The sequence below is a fragment of the Enterobacter sp. 237C8 genome, assembly GCF_034106865.1.
Taxonomy (GTDB): Bacteria; Pseudomonadota; Gammaproteobacteria; order Enterobacterales; family Enterobacteriaceae; genus Enterobacter; species Enterobacter asburiae_B.
In genome coordinates, this window is sequence record NZ_JAWNDF010000009.1 from 50,853 (window position 1) to 69,391 (window position 18,539).

Annotated in this window: 20 protein-coding genes; 9 read left to right on the forward strand and 11 right to left on the reverse strand. The window is 55.0% G+C overall.

Going from position 1 to position 18,539, the window contains the following annotated elements:
- Positions 1 to 81: 81 nt before the first annotated feature.
- Positions 82 to 2,904 (forward strand): excinuclease ABC subunit UvrA, encoded by a 2,823-nt coding sequence (gene uvrA / locus USF70_RS18565; RefSeq protein ID WP_320735898.1) that lies wholly within the window; start codon positions 82 to 84, stop codon positions 2,902 to 2,904.
- Positions 2,905 to 2,907: 3 nt separating this feature from the next.
- Here the strand turns inward: uvrA and USF70_RS18570 are convergent, their stop codons facing one another.
- The 4 genes from USF70_RS18570 to tyrB all read right to left on the reverse strand — a co-directional run bounded on the left by USF70_RS18570 (position 2,908) and on the right by tyrB (position 5,970).
- On the reverse strand, positions 2,908 to 3,261 hold the full coding sequence (locus USF70_RS18570) for an MmcQ/YjbR family DNA-binding protein (protein ID WP_023310053.1): 354 nt from the start codon (positions 3,259 to 3,261) through the stop codon (positions 2,908 to 2,910).
- A 2-nt stretch (positions 3,262 to 3,263) separates the two neighbouring features.
- Positions 3,264 to 3,680 (reverse strand): secondary thiamine-phosphate synthase enzyme YjbQ, encoded by a 417-nt coding sequence (locus USF70_RS18575; RefSeq protein ID WP_023310052.1) that lies wholly within the window; start codon positions 3,678 to 3,680, stop codon positions 3,264 to 3,266.
- Between the two features lie 113 nt (positions 3,681 to 3,793).
- A complete protein-coding gene (gene aphA, locus USF70_RS18580; RefSeq protein WP_032662578.1) occupies positions 3,794 to 4,507 on the reverse strand; it encodes an acid phosphatase AphA in 714 nt (237 codons plus the stop codon).
- Positions 4,508 to 4,776: 269 nt separating this feature from the next.
- The gene (gene tyrB, locus USF70_RS18585) at positions 4,777 to 5,970 is read right to left on the reverse strand and encodes an aromatic amino acid transaminase (protein ID WP_069303530.1); all 1,194 of its coding nucleotides are present in this window, start codon (positions 5,968 to 5,970) and stop codon (positions 4,777 to 4,779) included.
- Between the two features lie 206 nt (positions 5,971 to 6,176).
- Between tyrB and USF70_RS18590 the strand changes: the two genes are divergently transcribed.
- From USF70_RS18590 to USF70_RS18615, 6 genes are all read left to right on the forward strand, one after another.
- On the forward strand, positions 6,177 to 6,734 hold the full coding sequence (locus tag USF70_RS18590) for a DUF2589 domain-containing protein (protein ID WP_023334176.1): 558 nt from the start codon (positions 6,177 to 6,179) through the stop codon (positions 6,732 to 6,734).
- Between the two features lie 75 nt (positions 6,735 to 6,809).
- Positions 6,810 to 7,412, forward strand: coding sequence for a DUF2589 domain-containing protein (locus tag USF70_RS18595; protein ID WP_033144414.1), 603 nt, complete (start codon positions 6,810 to 6,812; stop codon positions 7,410 to 7,412).
- Positions 7,412 to 7,861, forward strand: a complete 450-nt coding sequence (locus USF70_RS18600) for a lysozyme (RefSeq protein WP_048976345.1) — start codon at positions 7,412 to 7,414, stop codon at positions 7,859 to 7,861. Before USF70_RS18595 ends, USF70_RS18600 begins: the two co-directional genes overlap by 1 nt.
- 18 nt (positions 7,862 to 7,879) lie before the next feature.
- Positions 7,880 to 8,362: a ribonuclease domain-containing protein gene (locus USF70_RS18605; RefSeq protein WP_083239555.1), complete on the forward strand. Its 483-nt coding sequence runs from the start codon at positions 7,880 to 7,882 to the stop codon at positions 8,360 to 8,362.
- Between the two features lie 65 nt (positions 8,363 to 8,427).
- Positions 8,428 to 8,835, forward strand: coding sequence for a hypothetical protein (locus USF70_RS18610; RefSeq protein ID WP_032662592.1), 408 nt, complete (start codon positions 8,428 to 8,430; stop codon positions 8,833 to 8,835).
- The gene (locus USF70_RS18615) at positions 8,836 to 9,126 is read left to right on the forward strand and encodes a hypothetical protein (protein ID WP_033144410.1); all 291 of its coding nucleotides are present in this window, start codon (positions 8,836 to 8,838) and stop codon (positions 9,124 to 9,126) included.
- A gap of 84 nt (positions 9,127 to 9,210) precedes the next feature.
- Here USF70_RS18615 and USF70_RS18620 read toward each other — a convergent pair whose 3' ends face one another.
- Complete coding sequence (locus tag USF70_RS18620; protein ID WP_223862650.1) at positions 9,211 to 9,804, reverse strand: response regulator transcription factor; 594 nt, start codon at positions 9,802 to 9,804, stop codon at positions 9,211 to 9,213.
- 317 nt (positions 9,805 to 10,121) lie between these two features.
- Here USF70_RS18620 and USF70_RS18625 point away from each other — a divergent pair, with 317 nt between their 5' ends.
- Positions 10,122 to 11,252 carry a hypothetical protein gene (locus USF70_RS18625; RefSeq protein ID WP_320735899.1) on the forward strand — a complete coding sequence of 377 codons (1,131 nt, stop codon included), beginning with the start codon at positions 10,122 to 10,124 and terminating at the stop codon, positions 11,250 to 11,252.
- 51 nt (positions 11,253 to 11,303) lie between these two features.
- Here the strand turns inward: USF70_RS18625 and alr are convergent, their stop codons facing one another.
- Positions 11,304 to 12,383 carry an alanine racemase gene (alr, locus tag USF70_RS18630; RefSeq protein WP_029740224.1) on the reverse strand — a complete coding sequence of 360 codons (1,080 nt, stop codon included), beginning with the start codon at positions 12,381 to 12,383 and terminating at the stop codon, positions 11,304 to 11,306.
- Between the two features lie 16 nt (positions 12,384 to 12,399).
- Positions 12,400 to 13,812 carry a replicative DNA helicase gene (dnaB, locus tag USF70_RS18635; RefSeq protein WP_023310046.1) on the reverse strand — a complete coding sequence of 471 codons (1,413 nt, stop codon included), beginning with the start codon at positions 13,810 to 13,812 and terminating at the stop codon, positions 12,400 to 12,402.
- A 66-nt stretch (positions 13,813 to 13,878) separates the two neighbouring features.
- Here dnaB and USF70_RS18640 point away from each other — a divergent pair, with 66 nt between their 5' ends.
- Entirely contained in the window at positions 13,879 to 14,862 is a 984-nt protein-coding gene (locus USF70_RS18640; protein WP_039264131.1) for a quinone oxidoreductase, read from the forward strand.
- Between the two features lie 184 nt (positions 14,863 to 15,046).
- Here the strand turns inward: USF70_RS18640 and pspG are convergent, their stop codons facing one another.
- From pspG to USF70_RS18660, 4 genes are all read right to left on the reverse strand, one after another.
- Positions 15,047 to 15,289, reverse strand: coding sequence for an envelope stress response protein PspG (pspG, locus tag USF70_RS18645; RefSeq protein WP_023310044.1), 243 nt, complete (start codon positions 15,287 to 15,289; stop codon positions 15,047 to 15,049).
- A 136-nt stretch (positions 15,290 to 15,425) separates the two neighbouring features.
- Entirely contained in the window at positions 15,426 to 16,421 is a 996-nt protein-coding gene (gene dusA / locus USF70_RS18650; protein WP_232938901.1) for a tRNA dihydrouridine(20/20a) synthase DusA, read from the reverse strand.
- 82 nt (positions 16,422 to 16,503) lie between these two features.
- Positions 16,504 to 17,814: a conjugal transfer protein TraF gene (locus tag USF70_RS18655; protein WP_167818942.1), complete on the reverse strand. Its 1,311-nt coding sequence runs from the start codon at positions 17,812 to 17,814 to the stop codon at positions 16,504 to 16,506.
- 172 nt (positions 17,815 to 17,986) lie between these two features.
- On the reverse strand, positions 17,987 to 18,475 hold the full coding sequence (locus USF70_RS18660) for a cupin domain-containing protein (RefSeq protein WP_023310041.1): 489 nt from the start codon (positions 18,473 to 18,475) through the stop codon (positions 17,987 to 17,989).
- Positions 18,476 to 18,539 lie beyond the last annotated feature (64 nt).

The window sequence follows — 18,539 nt, forward strand, 5'->3', positions numbered from 1 at the left end:
TTGTGTCATAATTAGCCGTTTCTGACAGCCGTTTGTCCTTCAAACAAATCAGGCAATCCGTGTTCCAACCGGGAAAGGTGAATGGATAAGATCGAAGTTCGGGGCGCCCGCACCCACAATCTCAAGAATATCAACCTCATAATCCCTCGCGACAAACTCATTGTCGTGACCGGGCTTTCGGGGTCTGGCAAATCCTCACTGGCTTTCGACACTTTGTATGCCGAAGGACAGCGTCGTTACGTTGAATCGCTCTCTGCGTACGCGCGTCAGTTCCTGTCGCTGATGGAAAAACCGGATGTCGACCACATTGAAGGGTTGTCCCCTGCTATCTCTATTGAGCAGAAGTCCACCTCGCATAACCCGCGTTCAACGGTCGGTACCATTACCGAAATTCATGACTACCTGCGTCTGCTGTATGCCCGCGTGGGTGAGCCGCGCTGCCCGGACCACGACGTCCCGCTGGCGGCCCAGACCGTAAGCCAGATGGTGGATAACGTGCTGTCGCAGCCGGAAGGCAAACGCCTGATGCTGCTGGCGCCGATCATTAAAGAGCGAAAAGGCGAACACACCAAAACGCTGGAAAACCTGGCAAGCCAGGGCTATATCCGCGCCCGTATCGACGGCGAGGTGTGTGACCTGTCCGACCCGCCAAAGCTGGAGCTGCAGAAGAAGCACACCATCGAAGTGGTGATTGACCGCTTTAAGGTGCGCGACGATCTCGCCACGCGTCTGGCGGAATCTTTTGAAACGGCGCTGGAACTCTCTGGCGGCACGGCCGTGGTCTCCGACATGGACGACCCAAAAGCGGAAGAGCTGCTCTTCTCCGCCAACTTCGCCTGCCCGATTTGCGGCTACAGCATGCGCGAGCTCGAGCCGCGCCTGTTCTCATTCAACAACCCGGCGGGCGCGTGCCCGACGTGTGACGGCCTGGGTGTTCAACAATATTTCGATCCGGACCGTGTGATTCAGAACCCGGAGCTGTCGCTGGCGGGCGGGGCCATTCGCGGCTGGGACAAGCGTAACTTCTACTACTTCCAGATGCTGAAATCGCTGGCGGAGCACTACAAGTTCGACGTCGAAGCCCCGTGGGCGAGCCTGACCCCGAACGTGCACAAAGTGATCCTGTTCGGTTCCGGCAAAGAGAACATCGAGTTCAAGTATATGAACGATCGCGGCGATACCTCCGTGCGCCGCCACCCGTTCGAAGGGGTGCTGCACAACATGGAGCGCCGCTACAAAGAGACCGAATCCAGCGCGGTGCGCGAGGAGCTGGCGAAGTTCATCAGCAACCGCTCCTGCGCCACCTGTGAAGGCACGCGTCTGCGTCGCGAAGCGCGCCACGTGTTTGTGGAAAACACCGCGCTGCCTACCATCTCAGACATGAGCATCGGCCATGCGATGGACTTCTTCAACAATCTGAAGCTCTCCGGCCAGCGCGCGAAAATCGCCGAAAAAGTGCTGAAAGAGATTGGCGATCGCCTGAAATTCCTCGTGAACGTCGGCCTGAACTACCTGACGCTTTCCCGCTCGGCAGAAACGCTCTCCGGCGGTGAAGCCCAGCGTATCCGTCTGGCGAGCCAGATTGGCGCGGGCTTAGTCGGCGTGATGTACGTGCTGGATGAGCCGTCCATCGGCCTGCACCAGCGCGACAACGAGCGCCTGCTCGGCACGCTGGTCCACCTGCGCAACCTCGGTAACACGGTGATCGTGGTCGAACACGATGAAGATGCGATCCGCGCGGCTGACCACGTCATCGACATTGGCCCTGGCGCTGGCGTACACGGCGGCCAGGTGGTCGCGGAAGGGACGCTGAAGGACATCATGGCGGTGCCCGAGTCGCTGACCGGTCAGTTCATGAGCGGCAAGCGTAAGATTGAGGTGCCGAAACAGCGCGTAGCGGCAGATCCGGAAAAAGTGCTGAAGCTGACCGGCGCGCGCGGCAACAACCTGAAAGACGTCACCCTGACGCTGCCGGTTGGCCTGTTTACCTGCATCACCGGCGTGTCCGGTTCCGGTAAATCGACGCTGATCAACGATACGCTGTTCCCGATTGCGCAGACGGCGCTGAACGGCGCGACGCTGGCCGAGTCTGCGCCGTACCGCGACATCCAGGGTCTGGAGCATTTCGATAAAGTTATCGACATTGACCAGAGCCCGATTGGCCGTACCCCGCGCTCTAACCCGGCAACCTATACCGGCGTCTTCACGCCCGTACGTGAACTCTTTGCCGGTGTGCCGGAAGCGCGTTCACGCGGCTATACGCCAGGACGCTTCAGCTTTAACGTTCGCGGCGGCCGCTGCGAAGCGTGCCAGGGCGACGGCGTGATCAAGGTTGAAATGCACTTCCTGCCGGATATCTACGTGCCGTGCGACCAGTGCAAAGGCAAACGCTATAACCGCGAAACGCTGGAGATTAAGTACAAGGGCAAGACCATCCACGAAGTGCTGGACATGACCATCGAAGAGGCGCGCGAGTTCTTTGACGCCGTCCCTGCGCTGGCGCGTAAGCTGCAGACTCTGATGGACGTCGGCCTGACCTACATTCGTCTGGGGCAGTCGGCCACAACGCTATCCGGCGGTGAAGCGCAGCGCGTGAAGCTGGCGCGTGAGCTGTCAAAACGCGGCACCGGTCAGACGCTCTACATTCTGGACGAGCCGACCACGGGCCTGCACTTTGCCGATATCCAGCAGCTGCTCGAGGTTCTGCATCAGCTGCGCGATCAGGGCAACACCATCGTGGTCATCGAACATAACCTGGACGTGATTAAAACCGCTGACTGGATTGTCGATCTCGGCCCGGAAGGCGGCAGCGGCGGCGGTGAAATTCTCGTCTCCGGTACGCCAGAGACCGTTGCAGAGTGCGAAGCCTCGCACACCGCGCGCTTCCTTAAACCGTTGCTGTAATTGTCACACGGAGAGTTGCTGTCGGGTGGTTTCCGGCAGCAGCTCAACCGCCTGCTGATAGGACGCGTCCACCAGGTAGTAAATCTGCGAGCCAGGAATCGACCCATCCAGATAGACGGTGCTCCAGTGCGCCTTATTAAGGTGCTTGCTCGGCCTCACGTCATCATGCTGCTGGCGTAGCAAATCCGCCAGTTCAGGGCTGGTTTTCAGCGACGCCGCCGGACGGCCTTCCACCTCTTTCACCATCGCAAACAGCACATCTCCCACTTTTATCTGCGTGGCTTTCCAGTCGCTATGAACGCTCTGCTCCGCGCCGGGCTTGCTCATGCAGTACTGAAGTATCTCCGAAATTGTCATCTTTATTCCCCTTGTAGCGTGGCGATAATTTTACGCGAACCACCGTGAATGCGATGCTCTCCCAGCCAGATCCCCTGCCACGTACCCAACAGCAGCCGCCCGTTGTGAACCGGCAGCATCAACGACACGCCCAGCAGGGAAGATTTAATATGGGAAGGCATATCGTCCGCCCCCTCATAGTCATGCTCGTAAGGCGCGTTGTCCGGGACACTCTTCAGAAAATGGTGCTCCATGTCGGACCGGACGGTGGGATCGCAATTTTCATTAAGCGTGAGAGAGGCTGACGTGTGCTGAAGCAGCAGATGCAGCAAACCCGTTTTCACCCGCGACAGATCGCGGAGTTGCCCGATGACTTCATCCGTCACCAGGTGAAATCCGCGTGGTTTAGCGCTTAAGGTCAGGGTCTGTTGGTACCACATGTGCTGCTCCGTGATGAAAGATGAATCTTTCTAAGTGTGCAGCAAGAAGACGAAAGGTAAAACCCGCAGCAGCGAGATTTGATTAAAAAAGAGTCAAACCCGCTGCCGGGTACTTAATACTCCGAATTGACGATCACCTCTTCGCCAAACTTTCCGGCCATCGGCAGCGGTCGATAGGTCGAGTTAGAGGCGCGCAATACCCTGATCCCTCTGGCCCCCACGTCATGCGCGGCGGTGATGTCGTTATCCGAATCGCCGTAGAATACTTTGATATTTTTCTTTTCCAGCCACTGGGTCTTGGTGTTTTGCCCCTCTTTGTCACCGGCAAAAATGACCGGGTTCATGCTGGTCGCCGGGATCTGGAAATCATCCTGCAGCGTTTTAGAGACGGTTTCGGTTTTGGTCTGACTGCGGCCGGTAACAAAGTAGATGCTGTCACCGCGCTTCACGTGCATAGCAATAAGCGCACGGGCAACCTCTTTCGGGATGCTGAATTCATCCCAGCCGTTATTCATTTTTTCCCAGAATTCCGGGTTCTTCAGATACGCTTCGCTGTCGGGTGAATACGTTTTCTTCCCGCGCCAGAAGCCAGGGCTTGAGAACAGTACGGTATCGTCAATGTCAAAACCCACGGCCATTGGCGCGCGGCCGATCAGGCTGTTTTCGATTTGGGCCACGGAAACCCAGTGAATGGGCGCCTGCTCGGCGAGAATGGCGGCGGTGGTGCCGGTGTAAAGCGGCGTCGGGGCAGAAGCTCGCGCGACGACGGCGCTGTTAAGCGAGAACAATAAGCAGGCGGCGCTGAGCGCCAGTGTGATCTTGCGCATATTTTCCCCTGAATATTCAGTTTGTTATCGTTTTAATTTGAGCGGATGGTCAAAAAACTATCCGACCATAACCCCAGCGGGAGGTGAAGGGAAGGAGTTTTTGCTTATGAAGCGGAATAAAAAGAAGACGATCACAAAGCGTGGAAGAGGCGTGTAGGCTCGGTAAGCGAAGCGCCACCGGGTAATGATTGGCACCGGCGCAAACAAAAAAAGCCGGGTGGCGGCTGCGCCTTACCCGGCCTACATAGAGCATGCAAGTAAGTGAATACTTACATTACAGCAGCAAACGCCTGCGCCACGCGATGAACGTTGCTGGCATTCAGGCCCGCCACGCACATACGGCCGCTGGCGATCAGGTAGACGCCGAACTCTTCCCGCAGACGATCGACCTGCGCCGCGCTCAGACCGGTATAGCTGAACATCCCGCGCTGCTTGAGCAGATAGTCGAAGTTATGTCCCGGCACGGCCTCTTTCAGCACGTTAACCAGCTCCTGACGCATGGCCAGGATGCGCTTACGCATCGCTTCCACTTCGGCAAGCCAGGACGCTTTCAGCTGTTCGTCACCGAGAACCGTCGCCACCACCTGCGCACCAAAGTTTGGCGGGCTGGAGTAAATGCGGCGCACCGTCGCCTTCAGCTGGCCCAGGACGCGACCCGCCGCTTCGGCGTCTTCACAGACCACGGACAGACCGCCAACGCGTTCACCGTAAAGGGAGAAGATTTTAGAGAAGGAGTTGCTGACCAGAGCAGGCAGCCCGGCGCTGGCCACGGCGCGGATGGCGTAAGCATCTTCTTCCATGCCCGCGCCAAAGCCCTGGTAGGCGATGTCGAGGAACGGAATCAGGTCGCGGGCCTTCAGTACCTCAATCACCGCATCCCATTGGGCGTTGGTGAGATCCGCCCCGGTCGGGTTATGGCAGCATGGGTGCAGCAGCACAATACTGCGCGCCGGCAGGGTGTTCAGTTTTTCCAGCAGAGCTTCAACGCGCACGCCGTTCGTTTCGCTGTCGAACCACGGATAGGTCGCCACGTTGAAACCTGCGCCCTCGAAGATCGCAACGTGGTTTTCCCACGTCGGGTCACTGACCCACACGCCTGAATCCGGGAAGTATTTTTTCAGGAAGTCTGCTCCCACTTTCAGCGCACCCGAGCCGCCCAGCGTCTGGATGGTCGCCACGCGCTTTTGCGCGAGCACCGCGTGATCGGCACCGAATAACAGCGGAGCGATGGTGTTGCGGTAGGCGTTTAACCCTTCCATCGGCAGATAAAGAGAAGCACCGTGTGGAACAGCGTTCAGACGCGCTTCGGCTTCGGCAACGGCTTTTAATTGAGGAATGATGCCATCCTCGTTGTAATACAGACCGATGCTGAGGTTCACTTTGTCGCTGCGAGGATCTTCTTTGAAACGCTCCATTAAGGAGAGGATAGGGTCGCCGGCATAGGCGTCAACTTTCTGAAACACGCGATGGTTCTCCGGAATTCGATGAGGCAGGTATTTCAACAATAAACTGGAATATCACTCAACACCACCCCTTAAGATTATCCTGCGATCGGCATAGGTTTTTTGCGTCCTCTCGCCATGACATTTACCCAATATTTTCCCCTTCTCGCTTTCCGTAATGTGGCTCCTGCGCAACCGCGCATTCACTGATTCAAGGAGTTCACATCATGGATTCACAATTTATTGGTTCAGTTATTAACGCCCTGCCGCTGGAACATATGATCGGCGGTCCGCTGCAGGCGATGATCAAAGCACAGGTCCAGGCGAGCAAGGCCTATACCGACTTCCTGCTCTCCGTCTGTATTAAAGACGGTAAAGCTGTCGCGATCGAGTTCGATTACGACGAAACCGTGGTAGACGAACAGGGGGTCAATAAAGGCAGCGTGACCCGCAAGATGAGTATTCCGCTCCTGGCGGCGGTCACCCACCCCATCATCTGTATCGAGGACGGTACCATCGACTTTGAGCTGGAAGTGAGCCAGAGCGAAGCCAGTTCCAGCAGCACCGAAGCGGAGGCCTCCGTGGAAGCGTCCGTCGGCTGGGGCGTTTTCAAAGCGAAAATGACCGGCAAGGTCTCCCATAAATCGGAGCAGACCCGTTCGACCGATACACGCGCGAAATATTCCATTCATACCCAGATTAAACGCCAGGAGCCACCTGAAGCTCTGCAGCGCGTGATTGATTACCTGACCAACGCCAAAACCAAGCCTGTCGCCGCGCAATAATCTTCCACGCCGCGACATACGTGCGATTCCGTAACGCAGGGGCTACCCGGGTAGCCCTTTTTCCAGGAGCGAAATATGTCTTTTAAAAAATGGCTGCGCGGCGGCAAGGATGAGGAGCCGGAAAACAGGGCGGGCAAAGAGGATGAAGGCACGCCACCGGTACAGGAAAACACGCCTCCAGCGCCTCCAGCCGATATTCCCGGCGTGCCGATCTCGCTTGAAGATATCACGCGTGGGATGCAGTACGCGGCCACTGCGGCCAACGAACTGATTGCTCAGCAGTATATGAAGGCATTGGATCCCTTTTTCGAACCCGCAGAAGACGGTTCGTTAATTCCACGCACGGTACAGCTGGCGCTGGATGAAAAGCATTACTTTGACCTGCCCTTGGTCGCGCTTTCGACACCGCGCGGGCTGATGCTGGAAAAGATGAAGGTCAACCTGACGATCCGCACGGAAGGCATGCAGGCGCCTTCCCGCCAGTCCGGTGAAAACGAATTTGGCCGCTTTCACGTCAGCCTTTCGCCTTCCAGCGATAACAAAGGCGGGCGTGACAGCCGCCACGTCGATGTAGAGATGCAATTTACCGCACTTGAGCCACCGGAAAGCGTCATGCGTTTGATTGACGAATACACCAACAAGGTGATTCCCCGCCCGAAAGCAGAGGAGACTCCGTAATGCAAAAACAACCAGAACGTACAGGTGACAGGGGCATTCAGCTTATTTGCCAGTTTGAAGGGCTGAGGCTGGAGCGTTATCGCGATGCCGTAGGTTTATGGACCATCGGCTACGGCCATTTGATCCTCAAAGAGGAGATGGAAAAGCTCACCAAAATTACCACCGGTGAAGCCAAAGATCTGCTGCGCAAAGATCTGAAACGCACCGAGGACGGCGTGAAAAAACTGCTGAACAACGCTTCGACGCAGAACCAATTCGACGCGCTGGTTTCGTTCGCCTTCAACCTTGGCGTGGGCAATTTAAAGAAATCCACGCTGCTCAAAAAATTCAACGCAGGCGATATCCAGGGCGCCGCACTGCAGTTCAAAAGCTGGAATAAGGCAGGCGGTAAGGTTTTGACCGGGCTTACCCGACGCCGCGAGGCGGAAATGAAGCTATTTCTTAGTTAATTCAACAGGAAAATTACAATGAAACCACTTTACATAGTGAAAATGGCCGTACTGTCTGTTTCGTTATTCAACGTGTTACAGGCAACCGCCGCCATGCCAACCTGCGAAGAGGAAATAAAGGAAGCCAACACCTTTTTATCTTCTCAGGGTATGGTGCCCGTCAATAACGTGACCGATCTGGCGACAACGCTTCGTCATATAAAAAATTTTGGGCGCCTGCCCGACCGCTATATTACCTCGGATGAGGCCAAACGCCTCGGCTGGTCGGGAAGTGAAAGCGAATCGCTTTGGGGTCTTAAACCCACCAATCAAAAATGGATCGGTGGCGATAAATACAGCGATCGCGCTCTTCCTTCCAGTCAGCCCTGGCTTAGCGCGGATGTCGATGTCGTGAAGGGGTATCGCTCTCCCAAGCGTTTGATTTACAGCCTGTCAGGGCAACAGCGCTTTATTACGACCGATAAGTATCAGCATATTGTTGAGCTGGATCCCTGCCAATAATAAGCGCCCGTTACGATAATAAATCCCCTTTTCCGAGGGGATTTATCCTTGCAGAGGATGAACGTATGTCTGACATCTATCTCCCGACCCTCATCAGTGAAGCCTTGCTGGCTTTTTCAGGTTTATTTGGCGGCGTCAGTATCTCGTTTTTCTGGCAACCGCAGCGATTGCACCAGCACAGCCGATTTATGGCAGGCATTATTTTTGGTGGAATCAGCATGGGCGCGGCCGTCGCATTAGGTGGATTAGCAGCCCGCTGGTTAAAGATAGACCTTAATCAGGCCGATATCACGCTTGGTTTAGGGTATATCCTCGGGGCAATGAGTAATGGCCTGATCGTCTGGCTGGCAAACTTTTTTCGCCGGCATGAGCAGCGCGATATTTTTGATGTTGCAAGCGTCATTAAAAATAAAGTCAGACATGAGTCACTTTCTCCGCCTGATTTAACCCACAACAAACCCGATGGAGAATAAATGCTTAACATAATGAATGGCTGGGTGCTTCCCTTTATTATCTTCGTCGACCTGGTAACATCGCTGCTGATTTTGTTTGCCGCCTATAGCCGAAGAGTCCATGCCCTGCCGGTAATGTGTAAAATTGGCTTAGCCGCCCTCGCCTTTGGTTTTTTTGGTGAGAGCAGCTTAAACATGAAATTTATTCTTACCGGTGCTGATATACTGAGTGACAGCTTTCCATTCTGGCTATTGCAGGACTTCGGAACGCTGGTGGTGGTGATATATTATTTCAAATCTCAGTACCGTTAAAAAACAAAGCGCAACAGAGGTCCATCTGTTGCGCTTTTCTTTTAACGCATTTTGGCTGCAGCCCTTCGCTTTGCTGAAAATCGGCTAATTAGACATATATTTAAAATAGAGCATTGCGGCCTGTGTCCGATTGTTGACCTGTAGTCGGTGAAAGATGGATTCCAGATGCACTTTGACCGTACCTGCGCTGATATTCAATTGCCGGCTGATCTGCTTATTTGTTCCTCCATTCGCCAGCAGCTTAAGAACTTCCTTCTGCCGACGACTCAGGGAATAGATTGGCAAACCGCCAGTGGGTTGTTCTCGCTGGACCACGGCTTGCTCCGGAAAACAGACCACCCCCGAGGAAACCATGCAAAGTATCTGGCTGATTTTCTCCGCGGGGAGATCCTTGGTAAAAATGCCCTTAATGCTTTGGCGGATGTAGAAGTTGAATATCTTATCCGTCGTTTTTCGTAACATCACCACGATCGGTAGCTCAGGCCAGTTTGTCATCAAATTAGTGATAAAATCACGGCACTTCATTTCACCATCCAGCAAAATAATGCTGACCGGCATAGAGGTTAAAATTGCGTGTGCATCTTCAAAGTTGTTCGCTGCAAAAACAGTGCATTCCGGCATGACGCGTTCCAGCTCTGTTTTCATACCGTGAATGAAGATCGGTAATTCATCGATCATTAATATATTCATCGTAGCATAACCCCGTGTGAAATCTATTTTCTTAGGTTATTCAACCAACTTATTCCGAAATTAAGTATGCGTGCTATTACAAAACTGTAAAAACAGCATTCGGCATAAGGCAAATGTCATATATCCAAAGCAAAAAGTTAAGCAGTACTACACATTAAACATAGCCATGTTTAATTAAGAACGATCTTATCGTTATTAAAAACAGCCTGGGCTCAATAGCATATTCCCAGAAATATTGCTGGCACTTATTATTTTACTGCACGCGTGCCATCCACCTACATATTAATATTTCAATGAGGTCATTTATGACAATACTAACAGTGTATTTCTGTGGTACTGGATCTAATAAATTTGATGAGTTTCATGCTAATTACTGGAACGGCGAGCTCATCTCTTCTCTGGCAGCCAATAACAAGGGTAAAGAGTTCGCCGAATGGGTCATCCTTGATGGTCCGGGGAGCGGCAATCTACAAAGCGATGAGCTTTGGGTCAAAAGCGGAGAATATTCTCAGCTTCGCGCCCAGCTTCTGGGCAGCGGCTGGAATGAGAATGTTCAGCATGCGATCAATATTATCAAGGGCCACGTTGACTGGCAGCGTGAGAAGCTCACAAAAGAAAACTATGAGCAGCTTAAAAAGGCGGGCGTACCGATTCAGGACGTGGAGGTTACCGGTTCCTTTTGGTGGCGCAAATATGACTATGGCGATCGTAAAGTGACCCAGCAGGCGCTGCAGCAGCAAATCATCAAAACCTTCCGTCAGGGGCAGATCCTGCCCACTCAGGTGAACCTTGTTGGGTGGAGCCGGGGCGGAATTAGCTGCCATATGCTTGCCAATGCAATGCTGGCCGACCCCCTTTTGACGACGATTCCGGTGAATATTTTTGCGGTCGATCCGGTTCCGGGCATGGGTAATTTCCAGGCGGACAAAGTCACTCTGGGCAGCAACGTTAAGGAGTATGTGGCTTTCTATGCCAGACATGAGCGATCAAAAGGTTTCTCGTGCGTCATTCCGCAGACCGATAGCGCGACAAAAGTCCATATTTATCCCATGTCTGGTCGCCACGCTACGCTGGTAGGGAATGCTTCGGCCAATGGGAATAGCGGGGAAAAAGTGGTCCATGAGCCCGGCACGATCGTGCGTCATTTCGCCGAAGTTTGCCTGCAAAGATGGGGCGTCACGCTGGATAAAAAGCTCAATCTGGATGGAGTGCAGCTGCTGGAATTGCATCAGGCCATTCAGCGTAACGCTCCGCTATTCGCCGAGATGCAGAAAACGGTGTACACCATTTCGGAAAACGATGGGGGGGAGCGTTATGTCTCGTTGGGCAGCACCGGAAAACGGTTCTCGTCCATCCAGGGTTCGCGCTTCAGTCCGGAGTCAGGGCTCGCGTCGGATTATTTGACTAATCAGGCGATCTATAACGTGTTGAAATAAGCGTTACGCGTCCAACGGCAGCTAATGCCGTTGGACGACTATCTGCGAGTCTCAGTCGATGTACTTCATCGCAACCCTTGACGTCAGGCGCGTGATAAGTTCGTAAGCACTCACTTTCGTAATTTCAGCAATGCGTTCGACGGGCAAACCTTCGCCCCACATCACGACATCGTCGCCGGGCTTATCCTGGGCTTCAGGCCCCAGATCGACACAAATCATGTCCATCGCCACGCGGCCGACGATCTTCACCTCGCGACCGTTGACCAGAACCGGCGTGCCCGACGGCGCGGCGCGCGGATAGCCGTCACCATAGCCCATCGCCACCACGCCGAGACGGGTATCACGCTCGCTGGTCCAGGTACCGCCGTAGCCCACCGGCTCGCCCGCTTTATGGTCACGCACGGCAATCAGGTTAGAGACCAGCGACATGACCGGCTGGAAGCCAAAGTCCGGCCCCCAGGGTTTATTCTCCAGCGGCGACACGCCGTAGAGAATGATGCCCGGTCGCGCCCAGTCGAAATGCGACTGCGGCCACAGCAGAATACCGCCGGATGCCGCAATCGAGCGCATCCCCGGCTTGCCTTCGCAGAAGGTGTTAAAGATATCCAACTGGCGCTCGGTCGCACCGCACTCGGGCTCATCGGCGCGGGCGAAGTGGCTGACGATATTCACCGGCTGGCGCACGTTTTTGCACCGGCATAAACGCTGATAAAACGCTTCCGCGCTTTCCGGACGCACGCCCAGACGATGCATGCCCGTGTCGAGCTTCATCCAGACGGTCACCGGCTCGCTCAGCTCGGCGGTTTCGAGTGCGGTTAGCTGTTCTTCGTTATGTACCGCGGTATGCAGATGCTGGTCAGCAATGGTCGGCAGATCGCTGGCTTCGAAAAAGCCTTCGAGGAGCAGTATGGGTTGAGTAATACCGCCCGCGCGCAGGCGGAGGGCTTCTTCAAGACGGGCGACGCCAAAGGCGTCGGCATCGGGGAGCGTTCGCGCGGTCTCCAGAAGACCGTGTCCGTAAGCGTTCGCTTTCACGACTGCAACGAGCTTGCTGGCAGGCGCCAGTTCACGCAGACGTTGCAGGTTGTGTCGCAGAGCGCGGCGGTTAATAACAACAGTTGCCGCTTGCATTTGAATTCCTTAGAAATTACTCATCATCATATTGAGGACCGGCATAGTTGTCGAAACGCGACCACTGTCCGTTAAAGGTCAGGCGCACCGTCCCGATAGGGCCGTTACGTTGTTTACCAATAATAATTTCGGCGATCCCTTTCAGGTCGCTGTTCTCGTGATAAACCTCATCACGGTAGATAAACATGATTAAGTCGGCATCCTGCTCGATGGAGCCGGACTCACGCAGGTCAGAGTTGACCGGGCGCTTGTCGGCGCGTTGTTCCAGAGAGCGGTTCAGCTGCGACAGCGCGACTACCGGTACGTGCAGCTCTTTGGCTAACGCCTTGAGCGAGCGGGAAATCTCCGCAATTTCAAGCGTACGGTTGTCGGAAAGCGACGGGACGCGCATCAGCTGAAGGTAGTCGATCATGATGAGGCCGATGCCACCGTGTTCACGGGCGATACGGCGCGCGCGGGAGCGCACTTCCGTCGGCGTCAGGCCGGACGAGTCATCGATATAGATGTTACGTTTTTCCAGCAGAATGCCCATGGTGCCGGAAATGCGCGCCCAGTCTTCATCATCGAGCTGGCCGGTACGAATGCGGGTCTGATCCACGCGCGACAGCGACGCCAGAGAACGCATCATAATCTGCTCGGAGGGCATCTCAAGGCTGAAGATCAGCACCGGCTTATCCTGCAACATCGCCGCGTTTTCGACGAGGTTCATCGCAAAGGTAGTTTTACCCATCGACGGGCGCGCGGCGACGATAATCAAATCCGACGGCTGCAGACCGGCGGTTTTCTTGTTCAAATCGTCATAGCCGGTGTTTACCCCGGTCACACCGTCGTGCGGCTGCTGGAACAGCTGTTCGATACGGGCAACGGTGGCGTCGAGGACATCGGCGATGTTTTTTGGACCTTCGTCTTTATTGGCGCGGCTTTCGGCGATTTTAAAGACGCGGGATTCAGCCAGATCGAGCAGGTCTTCGCTGGTGCGCCCCTGCGGATCAAAACCGGCCTCGGCGATCTCATTCGCCACCGAGATCATCTCGCGGACGACGGCTCGTTCGCGCACGATATCGGCATAAGCGCTGATGTTCGCTGCGCTAGGCGTGTTTTTTGACAGTTCCGCCAGATAGGCAAACCCGCCGCAACTGTCGAGCTGACCAAGACGCTCCAGCGATTCCGCGAGCGTGATCAGGTCGATTGGGCTGCCCGACTCCTGCAGGCGCGCCATTTCGGTAAAGATGTGGCGGTGCGGGCGGGTGTAGAAATCTTCCGCCACGACGCGCTCGGCGACGTCGTCCCAGCGTTCGTTATCCAGCATTAAACCGCCCAACACCGACTGTTCCGCTTCAATCGAGTGCGGCGGGACCTTTAACCCTGCGACCTGGAAATCACGCTCGCGAGGTTCAGTCTGTTTGTTGAAGGGTTTGTTTCCTGCCATAGTGAATGGAGTTACCGAGATAAAGAGTGGGTCGAAAGATTACCATATTTTTCTTACGGAGGGAGCATGGCAACGCGCATTGAATTCCAGAAACACGGTGGGCCAGACGTACTGAAAGCGGTGGAGTTTACCCCTGCCGCGCCTGGCGAAAACGAAGTGCAGGTTGAAAACAAAGCCATAGGCATAAACTACATCGACACCTATATTCGCGGAGGTCTCTATCCGCCGCCGTCAATGCCGAGCGGCCTGGGCACCGAGGCGGCCGGGGTCGTCGTCAAAGTGGGCAGCGCGGTTAAGCATATTAAAGAGGGCGACCGCGTGGTGTACGCGCAGTCTGCGCTGGGCGCTTACAGCTCCGTCCACAACGTTCCGGCGGATAAAGCCGCCCTGCTGCCTAACGCCATCTCCTTTGAGCAGGCGGCGGCCTCGTTCCTGAAAGGTCTGACGGTTTACTACCTGCTGCGCAAAACCTATGAAATTAAGCCCGACGAGCAGTTCCTGTTCCATGCCGCAGCGGGTGGCGTCGGGCTCATCGCTTGTCAGTGGGCAAAGGCGCTGGGCGCGAAGCTGATCGGCACGGTCGGAAATGCACAAAAAGCGCAGCGCGCGCTGCAGGCGGGCGCCTGGCAGGTGATTAACTACCGTGAAGAGAGCATTGTTGAGCGGCTGAAGGAGATCACCAGCGGCAAAAAAGTGCGCGTGGTGTATGACTCTGTGGGGAAAGACACGTGGGAAGCGTCGCTGGACTGTCTGCAGCGCCGTGGTCTGATGGTCAGCTTCGGCAATGCGTCAGGCGCGGTAACCGGCGTTAACCTCGGTATTCTGAATCAGAAAGGTTCGCTGTATGTGACTCGCCCTTCCCTGCAAGGATACATCACCAACCGGGAAGAACTTGAGGAAGCCAGCAACGAGCTGTTCTCGCTGATCGCCAGCGGCGTCATCAAAGTGGATGTGGCAGATGCGCAGAAATTCGCGCTGACCGATGCGCAGCGTGCGCATGAGGTGCTGGAGAGCCGGGCAACGCAGGGGTCGAGCTTGTTGATTCCCTGAGCCCCAAAAAGAAATTGGGCTTCCCGTGGGAAGCCCTTTCTTTTTTTAGTTCGGCTGTATGTAGGGTACAGCTCGATGAATTCTTTAACGGCAGTCATAGTGACAGATTCGATAACTAAATCCTATTCTGTTCTAAGCCATGCCGCCGGAAAAGTTACAAGTATGTGACGAACCCCTCAATACCTTAGTAACGGAAGCGGTTATTGCGCTGATAACTGGGCACTTTTGGCGCTTTAATCGCCCGAATCACCCACACGACCGCAATGGCCAGCAGTAGCCACGGCAATAGTTTGATCGTCAGCGCAAACAGTCCGCCAATAAACATGACCACCGTCGCCACCACGATAGCCGCCAGAATGCCGAGCAGCGAAACGCCTGTCGCTAACAGCATGACAAAAAAGCCAATCACAAAAAGTAGTTCCAGCATGGTGCTCTCCCACGAGTTCCCGAGTAATGCACTCAGCATTACAAGAATCATGCCAGCATTAACCTGTTGTTATTAAAGCAAAACGCCCCGCGAACGTTCGCAGGGCGTGGTGAATTTGACGAACTTTTAGCGAAAGTTATCGCTTGTCCGCCACCAGTCGCAGCGCATGTTCCAGCACCTCCATATCGGCTCCGGCTTTATGCGCATTCTCGCTCAGGTAGCGGCGCCACTGACGCGCGCCCGGAATACCCTGGAACAGGCCAAGCATATGGCGGGTGATATGACCGAGATAGGTGCCATTGCTCAACTCACGCTCAATGTAGGGGTACATCGCACGCACGACGGCAACCGGATCGGTGTCCGCGCCTTCGATGCCAAAGATTTCGCGATCGACCGTCGCCAGAATGCCCGGATTCTGATACGCCTCGCGGCCGACCATCACGCCATCCATATGCGCCAGATGCGCTTTGGCCTCTTCCAGCGACTTGATGCCGCCGTTGATGGACATCGTCAGGTGCGGGAAGTCACGCTTCAGTTGATACACGCGCGGATAGTCCAGCGGCGGGATCTCACGGTTCTCTTTCGGGCTGAGGCCGGAGAGCCAGGCTTTTCGCGCGTGGATGATGAACATCTCACACTCGCCTTTCCCGGATACCGTGTTGATGAAGTCGCACAGGAATTCGTAGCTGTCCTGGTCGTCAATGCCGATACGGGTTTTGACCGTGACCGGAATGGAGACCACATCGCGCATCGCCTTGATACAGTCCGCTACCAGCTGTGCATTCCCCATCAGACAGGCGCCAAACATGCCGTTTTGCACGCGGTCGGACGGGCAGCCAACGTTCAGGTTGATCTCGTCGTAGCCGCGTTCTTCCGCCAGCTTCGCGCACTGCGCCAGCGCGGCCGGATCGCTGCCGCCCAGCTGCAGGGCAACCGGATGCTCTTCTTCGCTATAGGCCAGATAGTCGCCCTTCCCGTGAATGATTGCGCCCGTGGTCACCATTTCGGTGTACAGCAGCGTATGGCGGGAGAGCTGGCGCAGGAAATAGCGGCAGTGTCTGTCCGTCCAGTCGAGCATCGGCGCAATGGAGAAACGGTGTGCAGGGAAAGCGGTCTGTAATTCTGACGACATGGCGAAGTTTTAAGCATCTGGTGGAAAAGGGGCGCTACTATAGCACAAAGAAAAGCCGGAGGCGCAGCGCCTCCGGTGGACTTTAGAACGTCATGCTCAGCTGAGCCCCGGCGCCCCAGGTTTCGTCCTCGCCGTACAGGCCCATCAGGTCAACATGAACGGTACTGAACGGCGCGAAGCCGACACCGCCGGTAAAGACATTGCTGTCGTTACCCTTCACGTCCGCGCGATAACCCGCACGCACCGCCAGCCAGCTGAGCGGCGTAACCTCAGCACCGACGCCCACGTACTGCGACGTATCTTCGCTCTTGAAGCCTTTGGTTTCCGTCAGATCGCCATCGGCGGTCAGCGTCACCAGGTCGTTATGCCAGGCGGCGCCGGCGGTTACCAGCGGACGGATCTGGTAGGTGTCTTTGTAGCTCACCACTTCTCCCGTCCGGCCGTTACGGATACGGATATCTTTGGTGTCGATATCGCGCGACATCAGGTTTTGCCCGCTCACGCCAACCGTCCAGTGTTCGCCGAAATCAGCCGCAATACCGGCATCGACGTTAAAGCCCGTGTCGTCCGTGCGGTAGCGGCTGTCGTTCCACTTGTTACTGTCGTAATCGTAGATTGACGTGGTGTAGTTATAGACCCAGGTTTTTTGCAGCTTTGGCGTCACGCCTACGGAAACCGGGACGCCGCCGAGGTTAAACTGACGGGCAACGGCAACACCATAGTCGGACACAATCGCTGCCCGGCCAGACGCCGTTGAGTTGAGATTTTTAGTGATCTGATCCGTGCCGTTCAGCGCAGCGTCCAGGGCAACACCGGCAGCCACCACCTTGCTTTGTTGAATACCGCGCAGATAATCAATATCTTGCTGATCGATAGACGAACTCACCCGGCCATGGGCGTAGCCTTTCGCCATAAAGGCCACGGAAAGCACATCGTTAGGGATACTCACGGCAAGCCCGGCACCTGCCGTCGCGCGTGCGGTTTTACCCTTGAGATAGTCCAGCTCATCGGCCAGATCTTTGGCCGCGCCCTGGAATTGATTAATGGAACCTAACGGATTGGTGATGATCTCCCTTGGCGTGAGGTCATCAACCACATCCTTATAGTGATTGATTTTGTCGTTGATGGTATCAATCTCGTCCTGAAGATTGTCCTCATCCGTCACCTGTACGCCAACGGACGGCAAAATGACCGTCACATCATCGTCCGGTTTTGCCTTTGCCAGCAACGCGGGGTTGATTAACGCCCCGCTACCATAGCTCCCGGAGGCAACGCCAGTGCCACCCATTGCGTCGCTACGTGATTCTGTCCAGGTATTGGCTGCTCCCGCCTGATTTGCCATAAACAAGGAAACAGCGATACTAACCACCGAAAATTTAAAATTTTTTTTCACAGTATGCCCGTTATAGTCTGTTATGAAATAACCCCTGTCTGTTATCACCCAAACAGGAACGAACTATTGCTGTGAATAAGTTGTAAAAGACCCGCTATTTCTATCCCTAAGTAAAACTCCCTTACGGCCTGTTATATTTTGTGACGGCCCTCAATATTTATAGAAGAGGAAATTATTTTTTCCCAGGTTTTCCATCATGCGGTCCAAAAAACTGGGGCGGGTGGTCTACCCAGCGATCCTCACGCGTGGCGGCATACACGGGGTTAAGCGGATAGTAGATGCGGTTGTGCTTTTTGTTGGCCTCGCCAACGACCAGTAACCGCACCTCTTCGTCCGTGTTGTTGATAAAGGTGTGGCAGATACCGGTTCCGGCAGGAAACCCCACGCTGTCGCCCGGTTCAAGTTTCCATAAATAGCCATTGATCCACGCTTCTGGATGACCTTCGAGCACATAAACGAACTCTTCTTCATCGCTTTCCGCGTGCGGATAGGACGTCCTGCGCCCTGGCGGTAAACGCTCGTGATGGATACCAATGCGCCCGAGCCCAAGCTTGCGAGCCAACGGGGCGCCGATAGAAAAACGCTCATCGCTATCTGGATAGGTCGAATCATCCGCGCCTTCAACGTCGCGCCAGTGCCGAATACAGTCAGGTTTTTTCATTGTTTATTTCCCGGTTTGCAATGGGTCAGGTATAGCACAGACTGGCGGATCTCGGCGTTTTTAC